The sequence below is a fragment of the Streptomyces sp. NPDC097129 genome (genome assembly GCF_055668065.1).
In genome coordinates this window covers 371,133-390,368 of record NZ_JBVOQE010000009.1, presented here as the reverse complement: position 1 = coordinate 390,368, position 19,236 = coordinate 371,133, and the positions used below count along the sequence as shown (strand labels likewise).

The following is a 19,236-nucleotide window of genomic DNA, read 5'->3' as shown; positions in this document are numbered from 1 at the left end:
AGAGCCTGCCGGAGTTCATGGTCCCGGCCGCGGTGATGGTCCTGGACGCCTTCCCCCTCACGGTCAACCGCAAGATCGACCGCCGCGCCCTGCCCGCCCCCGACTATGTCGCCGGTTCCTACCGCGCACCGCGAGATGCGCGGGAAGAGGCTCTGTGCGCGGTGTTCGCGGAGGTTCTTGGCGTGGAGGCGGTCGGCATTGACGACAGCTTCTTCGACCTGGGCGGCCACTCCCTGCTCGCCACCCGCGTCGTCAGCCGCATCCGTACCACGTTCGGCGTCGAGATTCCGCTGCGGGCACTGTTCGAGACGCCGACCGTCGCTCAACTCGCCGAGCAGATAGGCGGGGCTGCGGGCGCTCGAACCGCGCTGGTCGCCGGAGAACGGCCGGCAGAGGTCCCGTTGTCGTTCGGCCAGCGACGTCTCTGGTTCCTCAACCGCCTCGAAGGCGCAGAGGCAGCGACGTACAACATGCCGGTCGTCCTGCGCCTGACCGGCGACCTCGACCAGGCTGCCCTCCGGGCCGCCTTCCATGACGTGGTCGGACGTCACGAGAGTCTCCGCACCGTCTTCCCGGAGAACTCCGCCGGAGAGCCCTACCAGCACGTCCTCGTGCCCCACGCCCCGCAGAGTGCCGAACTCACGGTGGAGGAAGTGGAGATCTCGGTGTTGGCGGAGCGCCTCGCGGCCCTTGTGGGTACCGGCTTCGACCTGACCACCGAAATTCCCCTTCGTACACGCCTCTTGGCGGTGGGTGACGGATCGCACGTCCTCGTTGTGGTGCTGCATCACATCGCGGGCGACGGCTGGTCTATGGCGCCGCTGGCGCGTGACATCGCCACCGCGTACGCGGCACGTGCCGAGGGCCGCGTCCCGGACTGGGGGCCGCTCCCCATCCAGTACGCCGACTTCAGCCTCTGGCAGCGCGACCTGCTGGGCAGCGAAGACGATCCCGACAGCCTGGCTTCGCGCCAGCTCGCCCACTGGGCCGCGGCTCTGGACGGCGTACCCGACGAACTGGAGCTGCCGACGGACCGGCCGCGCCCTGCCGTGGCGTCTCATCGCGGCGACGCGGTGCCCTTCGCGGTCGATGCGCAGACCCACGACCGCCTCGTCGAACTCTCGCGGGAGTCAGGTGCGAGTGTGTTCATGGTGCTCCAGGCCGCGCTGGCCACGCTGTTGTCGCGGCTGGGTGCTGGTACGGACATCCCGATCGGTTCGCCGATCGCGGGTCGTACGGACGAGGCGCTGGACGATCTGGTCGGGTTCTTCGTCAACACGCTTGTCCTGCGCACGGATCTTTCCGGTGGTCCGACCTTCCGTGAGCTGATCGCGCGCGTCCGGGAGACGGACCTGGCGGCCTACGCCCACCAGGACGTGCCCTTCGAGCACCTCGTCGAGGTCCTGAATCCGGCGCGCTCAATGTCCCGCCATCCGCTCTTCCAGGTGATGCTCGCCCTCCAGAGCAACGACGAGGCCGACCTGCGCCTGCCCGGCCTCACCGTGTCGGCCGGAGTCGATGAGGCGGCCCGCGTCTCGGCCGCCCGTTTCGACCTCACCGTCAACGTCGGCGAGCGCCACACCGAGAGCGGCGAGGCGGCCGGGCTGGCCGGTGTCTTCGAGTACGCGACCGATCTGTTCAACCGCACCACAGTCGAACGCATGGTCGAGCGTTTCGGTCTGTTCCTCGCCCACGCCGTACGGAACCCGGACGCACGCCTGGCGGATCTGGAACTCCTCCCCGAGCAGGAGCGCCACCAACTCCTCGTCGATTGGCAGGGTCCGGCCCGGTCCGAGAACGACGCATCGGCGATCAGCGGAGGGTCGGCCACCGTGCCGGCGATGTTTGCCGCCGCCGCAGCCCGTACGCCCGAGGCGGTCGCCGTCGAGGGCGGCGAAATCCGGTGGACGTTCGCCGAACTCGACGCCCGCTCACGGCTCGTGGCCGAACGCCTGACCGCGCTCGGTGTCGCCGCGGAGACCCCGGTCGCCGTACTCATGGAGCGTTCGGCGGACCTGATCGCGGCTCTGCTCGCCGTGCTCCGGGCCGGCGGCACGTACGTACCGCTGCACACGGGCTACCCGGTCGCACGCATGCGAGCGGTCCTGGACGAGGCCGACGCGCCGGTCCTGCTGACCGATGCGGCGTTCGCTGGGCATGCCCTGGCCGCCGCGCAGCGGGACAAGGGCGTCGCGGTCCTCGTCATCGATGACGTCGCCTCCACAGCTGAGTCCACCACCGTGACCGATGCGGCAGCGGACGAGGCGGACGTGCTTCCGGACACCCTGGCGTACGTGATGTACACGTCCGGCTCCACCGGTGTGCCCAAGGGCGTGGCCGTCTCGCACCGCAATATCATGGACCTCGTCGTGGACTCGGGCTGGAACGTAGGCCCAGGGGACAGCGTGCTGATGCACGCCCCGCACGCCTTCGACATCTCCGTGTACGAGATTTGGGTCCCGCTGCTGAACGGCGCCCGCGTCGTGGTGGCTCCTGAAGGCGCCCTGGAAGCTGCGGACTTGGACAACCTGGTGCGGTCGTACGAGGTGTCACACCTCCACCTCACAGCGGGCCTCTTCCGCGTCGTGGCCGAAGAGCTGGTCACGGCCTTCTCCTGTACGCGGGAGGTTCTCACCGGTGGCGACGTGATCTCGGCTGACGCGATGCGCCACGTGTTGACCCACTGTCCCGAGACGAACCTGCGCACGCTGTACGGTCCGACCGAGACGACCCTGTGCGTGACGGGCACCGTATGGCGGGAAGCCGACGACGTCACCAGCCCTGTGCCGCTGGGGCGGCCGCTGGAGCAGACGCGTGCGTACGTCCTGGACCGCACGCTGCGACCGGTGCCCGCCGGAGTCACGGGTGAGCTGTACCTCGCGGGCGCCGGATTGGCCCGCGGCTACCTGAACCGCCCTGGCCTTACCGCCGAGCGGTTCGTCGCCGACCCGTTCGGGGCACCGGGGGAGCGGATGTATCGCACCGGTGACCTGGCCCGCTGGGAGGCCTCCGGCATCCTGGAGTTCCTGGGCCGGACCGACGAGCAGGTCAAGATCCGCGGCTACCGCGTCGAGTTGGGCGAGGTGGAGTCGGCCCTGTCGGCGCATCCGCGGATCGCGCAGGTGGCAGTGATACCCCGCGAGGACCGGCCGGGGGACAAGCGCCTTGTCGCGTACGTCGTGACGGCGGCGAATGGCGCTGAACAGCCGGATCCGGCCGAACTGCGGCAGTACGTCGCGGAGGGCCTGCCCGAGTTCATGGTCCCGTCGGCCGTGGTCGTCCTCGGAGCCCTTCCGCTGACTCCCAACGGTAAGCTCGACCGCCGTGCCCTGCCCGCGCCGGCGTACGAGACGGCGGCGACCTCGCGCGCGCCGCGCAGCGCCCATGAAGAGGTGCTCTGCGCGGTCTTCGGGGAAGTTCTCGGCCTGGAGCGTATTGGGATCGACGACAGCTTCTTCGACCTGGGCGGCCACTCCCTGCTGGCCACCCGCGTGGTGAGTCGCGTCCGTACCGCTCTCGGAGTGGAACTGCCTCTGCGCGCCCTGTTCGAAGCACCTACCGTGGCGCAATTGGCCGCGTACATGGGCGAGGCCGGCACTGCTCGAACGCCGCTCGTGGCGGTGGAGCGGCCGGCGGTGGTGCCGTTGTCGTTTGCGCAGCATCGGATGTGGTTCCTGAACCGGTTCGAGGGTGCCTCGGCATCGCTGTACAACATGCCGGTCGTGCTACGGATGGACGGTGTGCTGGATCGCGCGGCACTGGCCGCGGCGCTGGGGGATGTCGTCGGACGGCACGAGTCGCTGCGGACGGTGTTCCCGGAGGGGGCGGACGGTGTTCCGTTCCAGGAGATCCGTCCGGCTGGTGCCGGTCTGGTGACCGTGCACATGGAGTCCGCGACGGAGGAGTCGCTGGTCGACCTCGTGGCCGCGTTCACCGGGCGCGGTTTCGACCTGACCTGTGAACTGCCTCTGAGAGTGGGTCTTTTCAAGGGCGGCGGAGCGAGTCACGTACTCGTGGTGGTGCTGCACCACATCGCGGGCGACGGCTGGTCCATGGCACCGCTGGCGCGGGATGTCGCGGCCGCGTACGCGGCACGCACCGAGGGCCGTACTCCGGCCTGGGATCCGCTGCCGGTGCAGTACGCCGATTACGCGTTGTGGCAGCGGGAGCTGTTGGGTGAGGAGTCCGACCCGGAAAGCGTGCTGAGCCGTCAGGTCACCTACTGGACACGGACACTCGCCGGTGTCCCGGAGCGTTTGGAACTGCCGACGGACCGTCCGAGGCCCGCGGTGGCGACATTCGATGGTGACAGCGTCCCAGTGGAGCTCGGCCCGGAGCTCCACGCGTCCCTGGTCCTGCTCGCCCGAGAGTCCGGCGCGAGCGTCTTCATGGTGCTCCAGGCCGCCTTCGCCACTCTCCTGTCGCGGCTGGGTGCTGGTACGGACATCCCGATCGGTTCGCCGATCGCGGGTCGTACGGACGAGGCGCTGGATGATCTGGTCGGGTTCTTCGTGAACACGCTGGTGCTGCGCACGGATGTGTCCGGGGACCCGACGTTCCGTGAGCTGATCGAGCGTGTACGGGAGACGGACCTGGCGGCTTACGCCAACCAGGACGTGCCCTTCGAGCATCTGGTGGAGGTGCTGAACCCGGCGCGGTCGATGTCCCGCCACCCGCTCTTCCAGGTCATGCTCGCCCTCCAGAACACCACACCGGCCGAGCTGCGGCTGTCTTCACTGGAGATGATCGGGCAGGTTTCCAGCAGCACCAGCTCCAAGTTCGACCTCTTCCTCACCATGAGCGAGCACCGGAACGGCGAGGGTGCCCCCGCGGGACTGGCCGGCGTGCTGGAGTTCGCGACCGACCTCTTCGACCGTTCCTCGGCCGTGCGTCTGGTGGAGCGGTTCGTCCGCTTGCTGACCGAGGTCGTGGCGTCCCCGGACGTGCGGGTGGGCTCCACTCGGGTGTTGTCGGCGGATGAGCGTGCGGAGCTGGTGTCGGCCTTCAACGACACGGCGGTGGACGTACCGTGGGTGTCACTCCCCGAGCTGTTCGCGCGTCGCGTCGCGCAGTCTCCGGATGCGTTGGCCGTCGTCTTCGAGGACGTGCGGCTGACGTACGCGGAGCTGGACGCCGCATCGACCCGACTGGCGCACGTTCTGCGCGGTGCGGGTGCGCGACCGGGGAAGACGGTGGCCCTGATGCTGCCGCGCTCCCAGTGGCTGCCGGTGGCGCTGCTGGCCGTGGTCAAGACCGGTGCCGCCTACCTGCCCGTGGATCCGGACTACCCGGCGGACCGGATCGCGTATATGTTCGAGGACGCCGACCCGGTGTCCGTGATCACGGACACCGGCACGGTGGACAACATCCCCACCGACGTGTCCCCCGAGGCGATCGTCGTCGACGCACCCGGCTTTGCCCAGACCCTGGCCGAGGTCGCTTGCGGTCCGGTCGAGGTCCAGGACCTGCGGCCCGAGCACCCCGTCTACCTGATCTACACCTCCGGCTCCACAGGGCGCCCGAAGGGCGTCGTCCTCCCCGCCGGCGCCATGGTCAATCTGCTGGCCTGGCACGAGCGGACTCGTCCCGAGGGTGTCGGGGTGGTCACCGCCAACTTCACGTCGATCAGCTTCGACGTGGCGGCGCAGGAGCTCTTCACCACACTTTGGTCCGGACGCACCCTTGCCGTTCCTCGCGACGAAGTACGCCGCCACCCCGGCGACTTCGCGCGCTGGTTGGACCGGTACCGAGTGAACGAGTTGTTCGCCCCCAACCTGATGGTCGAGGCCCTCGCCGGGGCTGCCGCCGAGCTCGGGCTCTCACTGCCCGAGCTGCGTGACGTGACGCAGGCGGGCGAGGCCCTGACCCTGCACGACCGGGTGCGGGAGTTCTTCGCGGCGGTGCCGGACGGGCGCAGGCTGCACAACCACTACGGGCCCACCGAGTCGCACGTCGTCACGACGCTGGCCCTGCACGGCGATTCCGGCGACTGGCCGGTGTCCCCGTCAATCGGCGCGCCGGTCGACAACAGCCAGGTCTACGTCCTCGACGCCGGCCTCCGGCCCGTCCCCGTGGGCGTGACCGGTGAGCTCTACCTCGCGGGCGCCCAGCTGGCGCGCGGCTACCTCAACCGCCCTGGCCTCACGGCCGAGCGATTCGTCGCCAACCCCTACGGCACCGCCGGTGAGCGCATGTATCGCACCGGTGACCTGGCCCGCTGGCGGGGGGACGGTAAGCTGGAGTTCCTGGGGCGCGCCGACTTCCAGGTCAAGATCCGCGGCTACCGGATCGAGCCGGCCGAGGTGGAGTTGGCGCTGGCCGCCCACCCGCAGGTCGCCCAGGTGGCGGTCCTCGCGCGTGAGAACCGGCCGGGGGACAAGCGCCTGGTCGCCTACGTCGTACCGGCGAACAGCGCCGAACAGCCGGAGCCGTCCGCGCTGCGGCGGTACGTCGGTGAGGGCCTGCCCGAGTTCATGGTCCCCTCTGCCGTGGTGGTCCTGGACCATCTTCCGCTGACGGTCAACCGCAAGCTCGACCGCCGGGCCCTGCCCGCCCCCGAGTACGCCTCGGAGGCCGCCTCGCGCGGGCCGCGCACCGCGCACGAGGAAGTGCTGTGCGCGGTGTTCGGCGAGGTTCTCGGCCTGGAGCGGGTCGGCATCGACGACGGGTTCTTCGACCTGGGCGGGCACTCGCTGCTCGCCACCCGCGTCGTCAGCCGCGTCCGTACCGTCCTCGGTGTCGAGCTGCCGCTGCGGGCCCTGTTCGAGTCGCCCACCGTCGCCGAGCTTGCCCGGCACATCGGGCGGGCCGACACGGCGCGGGTGCCGATCGCCCCGATGGAGCGCCCCGAGCGGCCGCCGCTGGCGTTCGCCCAGCGCCGCATGTGGTTCCTCAACCGGTTCGAGGGGACGGGCGCGTCCACGTACAACCTGCCCATCACCCTGCGGCTGACGGGTGGACTCGACCGCACCGCCCTGGAGACAGCCCTCCAGAACGTTGTCGAGCGGCACGAGTCGCTGCGCACGCTCTTCCCCGAGGGCCCCGACGGTGTTCCGTACCAGAGGATCCTGCCGGTGGACGACGCGCGTATCGGACTCCCCGTGGTCGAGGTGGGGTCGGCGCCGGAATTGGAGGAGCGTCTCGCCGAGGAGGCGTCCCGAGGCTTCGACCTGGCGAGGGAACTGCCATTGCGGGCCTCCTTGTTCGTCGCCGAGGATGGGACGCATGTCCTTCTCGTGGTGCTGCACCACATCGCGGGTGACGGCTGGTCGATGGCGCCGTTGGCGCGGGACATCACGACGGCGTACGCGGCACGCACCGAGGGGCGCGCTCCGCAGTGGGAGCCGCTTCCGGTGCAGTACGCGGACTACGCCTTGTGGCAGCGGGAGTTGCTGGGTGACGAGTCCGACCAGGGCAGCGTGCTCGGTGCCCAGCTGGAGCACTGGACCCGGGTGCTCGCCGGTCTGCCGGAGCAGCTTGAGCTGCCGACGGACCGGCCCAGACCCGCGGTGGCCTCGTACCGGGGCGACAGTGTTCCGGTGGACGTCGCCGCCGGGCTGCACGCGGAGCTGGCCGCGCTGGCGCGTGAGTCGGGCGCGAGCATGTTCATGGTTCTCCAGGCGGCCTTCGTCGTTCTCCTGTCCCGTCTGGGTGCGGGTACGGACATCCCCATCGGCTCGCCGATCGCCGGCCGTACCGACGAAGCGCTCGACGACCTGGTCGGGTTCTTCGTCAACACGCTCGTCCTGCGCACGGACGTGTCCGGCGACCCGACGTTCCGTGAGCTGATTGAGCACGTACGCGAGACGGACCTGGCAGCGTACGCGCACCAGGACGTGCCCTTCGAGCACCTCGTCGAGGTGCTGAACCCTGCGCGGTCGATGTCCCGCCACCCTCTCTTCCAGGTCATGCTCGCCCTTCAGAACAACACCCGGGCCGAACTGCTCCTTCCGGGCGTGACGATGACCGGTCAATCGGCGCGGTCGGCGGTGGCGAAGTTCGACCTGTCGCTGGCGCTGCGCGAGGAGTACGCGTCCGACGGTGCACCGGTCGGCATCACCGGCGGGTTGGAGTTCGCCTCCGACCTGTTCGACGCCTCCACGGTCCGCCTCTTCGCCGACCGTTGGACCCGGCTGCTCGCGGCCCTCGTGGCAGAACCCGATCGGCCGATCGGTGACGCGGACATCCTCACCGCGGACGAGCGACGAGAACTCGTCGGGGAACAGGCCCCGGTCGTGGAACGGCTGGCGGACACACTGCCCGCGCTGTTCGAGGAGCAGGTGGCCCGGACGCCCGACGCCGTGGCGGTCGTCGGCGACGGCGTCCAGGTGACGTATGCCGAACTCGACGCTCGGGCGAACCGCATGGCCCGGCTCCTGGTGGGCCGGGGAGTCGGCCCCGAGTCGGTCGTCGGGCTGCTGCTGCCCCGCTCGGTGGAGCTGCTGGTAGCGATGGTCGCCGTCGCCAAGTCCGGGGGCGCGTACCTGCCGGTCGACCCGGGGTATCCGGCCGACCGCATCGCCCTGCTGCTGTCCGAGGCGAAGCCGGTAGTCCTGCTGACCGACGGGTCGGAGCACGAGGCGGTTGCCGGGCGGCACGACGCAGATGTGACCGTGCTGCGCGTGGCGGACCTCGAACAGGAGCTGTCGGGGCTGGGGACCGGCGGCCTGAGCAACGCCGAACGGCGAGCGGCGCTGTGCGCCGACCATCCTGCGTATGTGATCTACACGTCCGGTTCCACCGGCAAGCCCAAGGGAGTCGTGGCCACACACCGGGGCATCGGCGGGCACCTGCGGTGGATGGCGCGGGAGTATCCGCTCGACGGGCGCGACAGGGTGCTGGCGCGTACCTCGCCGAGCTTCGACGCCTCCGTGTGGGAGCTCTGGCTTCCCCTGGTGTCCGGAGCCACCGTGCAGGTGGTCCCGGCGGCGGTGGCGGCGGATCCGGAGCGCCTGACTGCGTACATGAGCGAGAACGGGACGACAGTCGCGCAGCTGGTGCCCTCCCTCGTCCCCGCCGTGTGCGACGCTGCGGAGGCTACCGGAGGAACGTCGGCGCTGCGCCGGCTCTTCGTGGGCGGTGAGCCGCTTCCGGACGCGATCGTGAAGCGCGTGTCCCGCGTCTGGGGCATGCCGTGCGTCAACCTGTACGGCCCGACCGAGACGACCGTGCAGGTCACCCACCGCGAGGTGGGGCCCGACGCCGCCGTGTCCGGTGAGTCCTTCGTGCCGCTGGGCGTTCCGGTCGCAGGCATGCGAGCGTACGTCCTCGACGGCCGCCTGCGGCCGGTTCCGGAGGGCGTGCCCGGCGAGCTGTATCTGGCGGGCCCCCAGGTGGCGCGCGGGTACGCGGGCCGCCCCGGTCTGACCGCGGAGCGGTTCGTCGCCGATCCGTACGGCCCGGCGGGCGGGCGCATGTACCGCACGGGCGACGTCGTACGGCGCCGTGGCGATGAGCTGGAGTTCGTGGGGCGCGCCGACGACCAGGTCAAGCTGCGCGGCTTCCGCATCGAGCTCGGCGAGGTGGAGGCGGCCCTGGCCGCCCTGCCTGAGGTCGAGCGGGCTGCGGTCGCGGTGCGGGAGAACGCGCGCGGCGAGAAGGTGCTCGCCGCCTATGTGGTAGCGGCCGCAGGCGCGCCGGCAGACCTGGGTGCGCTGCGGCGCTCGCTCGCCGCGGTGCTGCCGGACTTCATGCTGCCGACGGCGATCGTCGAGCTGGACGTGCTGCCGCTGGGCGTGCACGGAAAGCTGGACCGTCGTGCGCTGCCCGCGCCGGAACCGGGCGCCGCCACGCTGTCGGGCCGGGCACCGCGCAATCCCCAGGAAGAGGCGCTGTGCGGGTTGTTCGCCGAGGTGCTGGGGGTCGCGTCGGTGGGGATCGACGACAGCTTCTTCTCCCTGGGCGGGCACTCCCTGTCGGCGGTGCGCCTGGTGAGCCGCATCCGGTCGGTCTTCGGGGCGGAGCTGCCCGTACGGGCGGTGTTCGAGGCCCCGTCGGTGGCAGAGCTAGTCCACCGCTTCGGCACGGAGAGCGGTGGCCATGACGGTTTCGGGGTGCTGCTGCCGCTGCGTGAGGCCACCAGGCCTGCGGGATCCGGTCCGGCGCCGCTGTTCTGCGTGCACCCGGCGGGCGGACTGAGCTGGCCGTACGCGGGAATCCTCCCGCACCTGGAGCTCGACCAGCCTGTGTACGGTCTGCAGGCGCGCGGTATCGCCGAGCCCGCTGAACTCCCCCAAAGCATCGAGGAGATGGCCGCCGACTACGTCGCGCACATGCGCACCGTGCAGCCCGCCGGGCCGTACCGGATCATGGGCTGGTCCCTGGGAGCGGTGATCGCGCACGCCGTGGCGACCGCGCTGCAGGACCAGGGCGAGACGGTGTCACTGCTCGCGCTGCTGGACGGCTATCCGGCGGTGGAGCCCGCCGAGGCGGTCACCGCCATCGACCAGGAGGCCGAGGAGCGACGGATCCTACGTGGCCTTCTTCAGGGGATGGGGTTGGTGGACGCGTCGGACGAGGAGGGCCACGAGCCGTCACTGTCCGAGGCGATCGCGCTGCTGCGTGGGCAGGGCGGGGTGCTGGCCGGGTTCGACGAGGTGACGCTGGCGCGGCTGCTGGCAGCCTGTGTGAACGGGACGCGGCTCGCGGGCCGGTTCACGCCGTCGGTCTTCGACGGCGACGTCGTGTTCTTCACGGCGGCCGCCGAGCGTGTGGCGGATGGCGCCGCCGAGCACGGCGTCGACTTCTCGGTGTGGGAGCCGCACGTCGGTGGCTCCGTGGAGAACTACGACGTCGACTGCGCGCACACCGACATGACGGCCGTCGCGCCGATCCGGGAGATCTCCAAGGTGATCGCGCAGGAACTCCGCAAGCGCGGCTGAGGCCGCATCCTGGCGCACAACCAGCCCCCGGCCCTTGATGGATGACGTGGCACGTGCCCGTGGAGTTGCCATGGGCACGTGCCTGAGCAAGAGGAAGAAGGAAGCGAACTGATGCAGTACAGCCCCGCAGGGGAAGGTGTCCGGCTCGACCACGTCGAGTTCTTCGTGGCGGACGCGGCGGTCCACGCCGCTTCGATGGTGGACGAGTTTGGCTTCCGTGTCTGCGGATCCGCCGGTTTCGGGAAGGACGGCGCCGCGCGCTCGGTGGCGGTGCGCCAGGGCGACGCGGTCATCGTGTTCACCCAGGGCCTGGAAGAGGAGCACCCGGCCGCTGTGTACGTCACCCGGCACGGCGACGGCGTTGGCGGCATCACGCTGCGCGTCGACGACGTACGGGCGGTCTTCGCCCACGCTGTGGCCAACGGGGCGACTGTCATCGAGGAGCCGGTGGACCTGGTGGACGACGTGGTGGAGACCACCGCGGTGATCGGCGGATTCGGCGACGTCGTGCACCGGCTGGTCCAGCCCGCGCCGGGAGCCGACGTCCGCGGCGTCCTGCTTCCTGGGTTCGCGGCCGCCTCGGCCGCCTCCGAGCGGGGCATCGTCCGCGGCATCGACCACTTCGCGGTGTGCCTGGAGGCCGACGGCCTCGTCCCGGCCGCCGAGTTCTACCGGCGCGCGCTCGGCTTCCGGGAGATATTCGAGGAGCGCATCATCGTCGGGGGCCAGGCGATGATCTCGAAAGTCGTGCAGAACGCAACGCACGACGTGACCTTCACCCTCATCGAGCCCGACCTGTCCGCCCAGCCGGGCCAGATCGACGCGTTCCTCAAGGACCACGGCGGGGCGGGGGTCCAGCACATTGCCCTGGCCGCCGGGGACATCGTCGGTACCGTCGGAGACCTTGCGAGCCGCGGCATCGGCTTCCTCACGACACCCGGTACCTACTACGACATGCTGGGCGACCGACTCTCCCCGGAGGCCTACACGGTGGAGCAGCTGAAGGGGCTGGGGATCCTGGCCGACGAGGACCACGGCGGACAGCTCTTCCAGATCTTCGCCAAGTCGACTCACCCGCGCCGGACGTTCTTCTGGGAGGTCATCGAGCGGCTCGGCGCCAAGAGTTTCGGGACGCGGAACATCAAGGCCCTGTACGAAGCCGTCGCCCGCGATCTGGAACAGGCCCACCCGGCCCGGGAAGGCGGTCGCGCATGAGCACCCTCGACGCGACACCGCGCACCGAACCGGCCCAGGGCGCACCGCGCCGCGCGGCGGGCAGCGCCCAGTGGCTGACCTCCGCCGACGCCCAGCGGGCCGCCGAACTGGCCCTGCCCCAGGACGTCCGGGACTTCCTGGAGGGCGGCAGCGGCGCCGAGGCGACGCTCGCCGCCAACCGGGCCGCGTTCGAGGACCTCTTCCTCGTGCCGCGCGTCCTGGCGGACGTGTCCGGCACCGACACGGCGACCACCGTCCTCGGTGCCACCGCGGCCATGCCGGTGGGCATTGCGCCCATGGCGTACCAGCGGCTGTTCCACCCCGACGGCGAGCTGGCCGCCGCGCGCGCCGCCGAGGCGGCCGGTATCCCTTACGTGGCGGGGGTGCTGAGCACGTACACGCTGGAGGAGATCACTGCGGTCTGCTCGCAGACCTGGCTCCAGCTGTACTGGCTGCGTGACCGGGTCCTGCTGACGGACCTGATCGACCGCGCCGAGGCCGCGGGCTGCAAGGCGCTCGTCCTGACGGTGGACGTCCCCCGGATGGGGCGGCGGCTGCGGGACATGCGCAACGCATTCGTTCTCCCGCAGGACGTCGTGGCGGCCAACTTCCCCGCCGCCGCGACCCTTTCCGCACGCCGCGGCGGGGCCGGCATGTCGTCGGTGATGGTGCACACCAGCGAGGCGTTCGACCCGACCCTGACCTGGAACGACGTGGCCTGGCTGCGCGGGCAGACCGATCTGCCGCTGGTCCTCAAGGGCGTGCTGCACCCCGAGGACGCGGCGCGCGCCGCCGAACTGGGTGTCGACGCAGTCGTGGTGTCCAACCACGGGGGCCGCCAGCTGGACGGAGCGGTGGCCGGTCCGAACGTGCTGCCCGCCGTGCGCGACGCCATCGCGGGCCGTGTCGAGGTGCTCCTCGACGGCGGCGCGCGGAGCGGTACGGACGTGCTCAAGGCGCTCGCGCTGGGGGCGTCGGCGGTGCTGGTGGGCCGCCCGGTCCTGTGGGGTCTTGCAGCCGACGGGCAGCGCGGCGTGGAGCGCCTCCTGTCGTTGCTGCGCACCGAGCTGGAGGACGCGCTGGCCCTGTCGGGCTGCGCGGACGTGACGCGGGCGCGGGGCCTGGACGTGCTGCCCCGGGGCGCCTCGCTCCCCTCCTCGGTGCGAAGGGGGCAGCGGTGGTGACGGCGGACCTGTTCGCGGCGGAGCTGCACTCCTCGCTGACCGACGCATTGCTGTCGTCGATGAACTTCCTCAACGAGGTGGCCCAGCGGTTTCCCGAGGCGATTTCCTTCGCCGCGGGCCGCCCGCACGAGGCGAACTTCGACGTGGCACTGATTCACGAGTACCTCGACACATACTGTCGCCACCTGGCGGAGAGCGAGGGCCGCACCGAGGAGCAGGTGCGGCGCGCCCTGTTCCAGTACGGGCGCACCAAGGGCATAGTCCACGACCTCGTCGCCAGGAACCTGGAGGTCGACGAGGACATCGTCGTCGACCCCGAGGCGATCGTGGTGACCGTGGGCTGCCAGGAGGCCATGGTTCTGACCCTGCGGGCGCTGCGCCGCGACGAGCGGGACGTCCTCCTGGCGGTGTCGCCGACGTACGTGGGGATCACAGGGGCAGCTCGGCTGGTGGACATGCCCGTGCTGCCGGTGCGCTCCGGAGACGGCGGCGTCGACCTGAACGACCTGGCCGCCGTGGTGCGGCGGGCCCGCTCCGAGGGGTTGCGGCCGCGCGCGTTCTACGTCGTCCCCGATTTCTCCAACCCGGCGGGTGAGACCCTGTCAATCGAGCAGCGCCGTGAACTCCTCCACATCGCGAATGAGTTCGGTCTTTTGCTGCTGGAGGACAATCCTTACGGATTGTTCCGGGCGCGGGGCGAGCGGCTGCCGACGCTGAAGTCGCTGGACCGCGCCCGCCACGTGGTCTACCTCGGCTCATTCGCCAAGACCGGGCTGCCCGGCGCCCGCGTGGGGTACGTGGTGGCGGACCAGCTCGTCGACGGCGGAATGGGCGGTGCGCTCACGCTGTTCGCGGATGAACTCTCCAAGATCAAGAGCATGGTTACGGTCAACACGCCCCCCGTCGCGCAGGCGGTGATCGGCGGCAAGCTGATCGCCCACGACTACAGCCTGCTGCGGGCCAACGAGCGCGAGATCGCCACCTACGCCCGCAACCTGCGCCAGGTCCTCGATGGGCTCGAGCGCCGCTTCCCTCGCCCGTTCGACGGAGAAGTGCCTGAGGTCACCTGGAACACCCCGGCCGGAGGCTTTTTCGCCGTGGTGACCGTGCCCTTCGACGTCACGGACGAGCTCCTGGCGCTGTCGGCGGAGAAGTACGGGGTGATCTGGACCCCCATGCACCACTTCTACGACGGCGCGGGAGGTGAGCGCCAACTGCGCCTGTCCTGCAGTCTGCTGGAACCGGACACCCTCGACGAGGGGCTCGACAGGCTCGCCGCGTTCATCAAGGACCAGGTGTGATGCGCCAGGCGAAAGAGCGGCACCGCGCCAAACCGGCCCCCGTGGACCGAGGGCTGCGCCGCCTGCTGTCGTACAGCCTCCGCCACCGCCGTACGGTCGCGTGCGCGCTCCTCGCCACGCTGCTGGTCACCGGCGCGGCGCTGATGGTGCCGCTGATCCAGCGCACGGTCGTTGACCGGGTCGTCCTCACCGACGAACTCGGCCTGCTGCCTTGCGTGGCCGCCTTGGTCGCCACAGGCCTCGCGCGGTTCGGCGCGGGCGCCGCGCGGCGCTACCTCGCGGCCCGGCTCTCGTACGACGTGCAGTACGGCTTGCGCAACGACATCTTCCGCACCCTGTCGCGGCTCGACGGAGCGCGCCAGGACGAGTTGAGGGCCGGACAGGTCGTCAGCAGGGCGATCTCCGACCTCACCATGGTTCAAGGTCTGCTGATGCTCCTGCCCCATGTGCTCGCCGGCCTATTGATGTTCGTCCTGGCGCTGGGCGTCATGCTGGTGCTGTCGCCCGCCCTGACCCTGGTCATGCTGCTGGTGCTGCCGCTCCTGCTGCTCACCGCGCTGCACAGCGACCGGCGCATGTACGGGGCGGCCCGCGAGGCGCAGCAGCGCGAGGCGCTGGTCGCCGGGGTCGTCGACGACTCCATCGCCGGCGTCCGCGTCGTGAAGGGCTTCGCGCAGGAGGCACGGGAGATGCGGCGGCTGGAGGCGGCCGCGCGTCGACTGTTCACGGCCCGCTCCCGCGTCGTAGGGCTCAACGGCCTGTACGGTGCGACCCTGCAGGCCCTGCCGCTGCTCGGGCAGGTCGGCATCCTGGCCCTCGGGGGCTGGATGGCGGCCCGGGGGAACATCTCAGTCGGCACGTTCGTGGCGTTCTCCACGTACCTCGCCGAGATGGTTGTGCCCATGCGCGGCCTCGCCGCCCTGGTGACCGGGGTCCACCAGGGCCGCGCCAGCGTCGCGCGCGTCTTTGAACTCATCGATACCCGCCCTCTGGTCACCGAGGCCCCCCAGGCGGTGGCCCTGTCCCCGGCGGCCCCGCCGACCGTCGAACTGGACAACGTGACCTTCGGATACGGCTCCGGGGCTCCGGTCCTGAAGGGGCTCACGCTGACGGTCGCGGCGGGGGAGACCCTCGCCCTGGTCGGCGCCCCGGGCTCGGGCAAGTCGACCGTGACGACGCTGCTGCCGCGCTTTTACGACGTACGGCAGGGAGCCGTCCGCGTCGGCGGCACCGACGTGCGCGAGCTGACGCTCGACTCGCTGCGCTCGGCTTTCGGCCTGGTGCCCGAGGACAGCTTCCTGTTCTCCGGCACCATTCGGGGCAACATCGCCTATGGCCGGCCCGACGCCACCGACGAGCAGGTGCGCGCAGCGGCCCGGGCGGCGGGCGCCGACCGGTTCGTGGAGGAACTGCCCGAGGGCTACGACACCGCCGTCGGAGAACGGGGACTGACCCTGTCCGGCGGGCAGCGGCAGCGCCTCGCGCTCGCCCGCGCCCTGCTCACCGAGCCACGGATCCTGCTGCTCGACGACGCCACGTCCCACGTGGACCCGCGCACCGAGGCGGAGATCCACCGCACCCTGCGGCGCATCACCCGCGACCGCACCACCGTGCTCGTCGCCCGCCGCCGCTCCACCCTCGAACTGGCCGACCGCATCGCCGTACTCGACGAGGGACGGCTCGTGGACACGGGCACGCACAGCGACCTCATGGCCCGATGCGCCCGCTACCGGACGCTGCTCGCGCGGCAGGAAGAGACGGCGCCCGAAATCGCGCCGTCGGCGACGGAATCCGAACCACAGGTGGTACGGGCCGGGCCGGTGACCGTGCTGGCGCCTTCCGGCGAGGTGCCGTCACGGCCCGCGCCGCGCGCGCTGGCCCGGCTCACCGGGGCAGCTGTCGCCCCCGCCCTGCGGCCCGAACCGGACTACGGCCCGTCGAGGCTGTTGAGGCCCTTCCGCGTGGCGCTCGCCGTCGGGGCACTGATGGTGGTGCTCGACGCCCTGGGCGGTGTCTTCGTCCCGCTGTTCATCCGCAGCGGGATCGACGACGGTGTCCGGCAGGCGGCCACGGAGGCAGTCCTGGCGATGGCCCTGGCGGCGGGGGCCGTCGTCGTCGCGGGCTGGGGCGTGAGCCTCGCGCAGATCCGCCTCAACGGCGCCACCGGCGAACGCATCCGGTATCTCCTTCGGCTGCGGACCTTCGCCCATCTGCACCGGCTCGACCTCCAGTACTACGAACGCGAGCTGTCCGGGCGGATCATGACCCGGCTGACCGCCGACGTGGAGGCCGTGGCGTCGTTCGCGCAGACCGGGTTCGCCACGGCTGCCGTGAGCGTCCTGTCGACGCTCACCGTGCTGGCGGTGCAGTTCTCCCTGGACTGGCCGCTGGCGCTGGTGGTGTGCGGGGCCGTGCCGGTCCTGCTGCTGGTGACCGTCCTGTTCCGTGCCGCCTCGGCCAAGGCGTACGACGAGGCGCGTGAGAAGGCCGGCACGGTCAATGCCCTGCTGCGCGAGAGCACTGAAGGGCTGCGCGTGACCCAGGCCTTCGGTCGTACGGGCGCCGACGCCGAAAGCTTCGCGCACCATGGGGACGTGTATCGCCGGGCGCGTCTAAAGACGCAGCGGCTGATGGCGCTCTACTTCGGGTTCGTGGAGTTCTTGCCCGAAGCGGTCGCCTCTTGCGTCCTGGTGGTCGGTGCCAGCCGCGTCGCGGCCGGCACCCTCACCGTCGGCACCCTCGTCGTTCTGCTGCTGTACGTGTCGGCGTTCTTTGCCTCCGTACTGCAGTTGTCGCAGGTCCTCGACGGATACCAGCAGGCTTCGACTGGCTTCCGCCGCATCCAGGAGCTGTTCCACGACCCGGCGGGGACACCGCAGGCCGAGGAGCCCCTGCCGGTGGAACGGCTTGCCGGAAACATCGAGTTCGAGGACGTCCGCTTCCGCTATCGGGGAGCGCACCGCGACGCCCTGGCGGGTATCGACCTCACCGTCCCGGCAGGGCAGACCCTCGCGCTGGTCGGTGAGACGGGCGCGGGCAAGTCGACCCTCGTCAAGCTCGTGGCGCGGTACTACGACGTCACCTCGGGCACCGTGCGCGTGGACGGCCACGACGTACGGGACCTGGATTGCGCCGCCTACCGGGGTCGCCTCGGCATCGTCCCCCAGGAGAGCCACCTGCAGGCGGGGACGGTTGCCGGGGCCATCGCCTACGGACGCCCCGGCGCGAGTGGCACCGAGATCGAGGCCGCGGCCCGGGCGGTGGGAGCGCACGACCTGCTCTCCCGGCTGCCCGGCGGCTACGCGCACCCCGTCGCCGAAGGCGGCCGGAACCTCTCCGCGGGGGAGCGGCAGCTGATAGCTCTGGCCCGGGCCCAACTCGTCGCGCCGGACGTCCTCCTCCTGGACGAGGCCACCTCGGCGCTCGATCCGGCCACTGAGGCCGCCGTGTCGGAGGCGATCGGAAAGCTGAGCGCGGGCCGCACCGCGCTGATCGTCGCCCACCGCCCGGACACGGCGGCACGCGCCGACCGCGTCGTGCTCGTCGACGCCGGCAGCGTCGTCGAGTCGGGAACGCACGAGGAGCTGATGGCCGCGGGCGGGCGCTATGCCCGGCTGTGGCGGGGTGACGACCTTGTCGACCTGCCCCTTTGAACCCTCTGACGGCCGCGTCCGGCCGTTACGCACTACGAGATCAACGAACACGAGTTCAACGAACAGAGGAGAACCTTCCATGACTGTGTCCACTGTCGCGGGGACAGCCTTGTCCGAACTGAAGTCTGCCTATGACAAGGACGGTTACTGCCCCTTGCCCCACCGATTCGGCGAGGCCTCGGTCGAACTGCTGCGCCAGCGGGTGGCGGCGATCAGTGCCCAGTCCAGGCCGGAGGTGGTCCACGAGAAGGGCAGCGACATCGTTCGGGCCATCCACGGCTGCCACGAGTTCGACGAGGTGTGCGCGGCTCTCGTGCGCCACCCGGTGCTCGTGGAACTGGCTGAGACGCTGATCGGCGGGCCGGTCTACGTGTACCAGTTCAAGGTCAACCTGAAGCAGGCCCGCGAGGGCGCGGCCTGGCCATGGCACCAGGACTTCGCGTTCTGGAGCGAGGAGGACGGCATGCCGCGCCCCGACGCCATCAACTTCGCGATCCCGCTGGACGACGTGCACGAGGACAATGGTCCGCTGCTCGTCATCCCCGGCTCGCACGACCTCGGGCTGTTCGACCTGCCCGACCGGTCGGCGCGGACCGGCGACTGGCGGCAGCACGTTTCGAACGACCTGGCCTACACGGTGAGCGCGGAACGCGCCGAGCGGATGGCCGAGGAGCGCGGCAGGACCCTGATCCTTGGCGGCGCCGGCTCCCTGCACGCGTTCCACCCGAGCATCGTGCACTCGTCGTCCAACAACGGTTCCGCCGACCGACGCGCGCTGCTTTTGATCACCTACAACGCGGTCGACAACGCACCCGCCAACCCGATACGCCCGGCCTTCCTGGTCGGCCGGGACACGACACCGGTCACGGCTCGCCATGACGAGCGTCTGGTGCTGGAGTCTGCATGACGCGACCGCCGCTCAGACGATGGCTAGGCAGACTGAACCACCTCATGAGGGCCCAGGCGTCCCCCGCGTGCTGCCCAGTCTGCATCGCAGTCCATG

The 19,236-nt window shown here is 70.8% G+C and carries 6 protein-coding genes; all 6 read left to right on the top strand.

The features are described from left to right. On the top strand, positions 1-10,880 hold a 10,880-nt coding region (locus tag AC0B9F_RS26425; RefSeq protein ID WP_472006725.1), incomplete at its 5' end, for a non-ribosomal peptide synthetase. 78 nt (positions 10,881-10,958) lie between these two features. After that, on the top strand, positions 10,959-12,095 hold the full coding sequence (gene hppD / locus AC0B9F_RS26420; RefSeq protein ID WP_472006723.1) for a 4-hydroxyphenylpyruvate dioxygenase: 1,137 nt from the start codon (positions 10,959-10,961) through the stop codon (positions 12,093-12,095). Continuing rightward, positions 12,092-13,279, top strand: coding sequence for an alpha-hydroxy acid oxidase (locus AC0B9F_RS26415; protein ID WP_472006721.1), 1,188 nt, complete (start codon positions 12,092-12,094; stop codon positions 13,277-13,279). The genes hppD and AC0B9F_RS26415 overlap by 4 nt, the downstream gene beginning before the upstream one ends. After that, on the top strand, positions 13,273-14,580 hold the full coding sequence (locus AC0B9F_RS26410) for an aminotransferase-like domain-containing protein (RefSeq protein WP_472006719.1): 1,308 nt from the start codon (positions 13,273-13,275) through the stop codon (positions 14,578-14,580). The genes AC0B9F_RS26415 and AC0B9F_RS26410 overlap by 7 nt, the downstream gene beginning before the upstream one ends. Next, complete coding sequence (locus AC0B9F_RS26405) at positions 14,580-18,233, top strand: ABC transporter ATP-binding protein (RefSeq protein ID WP_472006717.1); 3,654 nt, start codon at positions 14,580-14,582, stop codon at positions 18,231-18,233. The genes AC0B9F_RS26410 and AC0B9F_RS26405 overlap by 1 nt, the downstream gene beginning before the upstream one ends. Positions 18,234-18,312: 79 nt before the next feature. Next, a complete protein-coding gene (locus AC0B9F_RS26400; RefSeq protein ID WP_472006715.1) occupies positions 18,313-19,140 on the top strand; it encodes a phytanoyl-CoA dioxygenase family protein in 828 nt (275 codons plus the stop codon). Positions 19,141-19,236 lie beyond the last annotated feature (96 nt).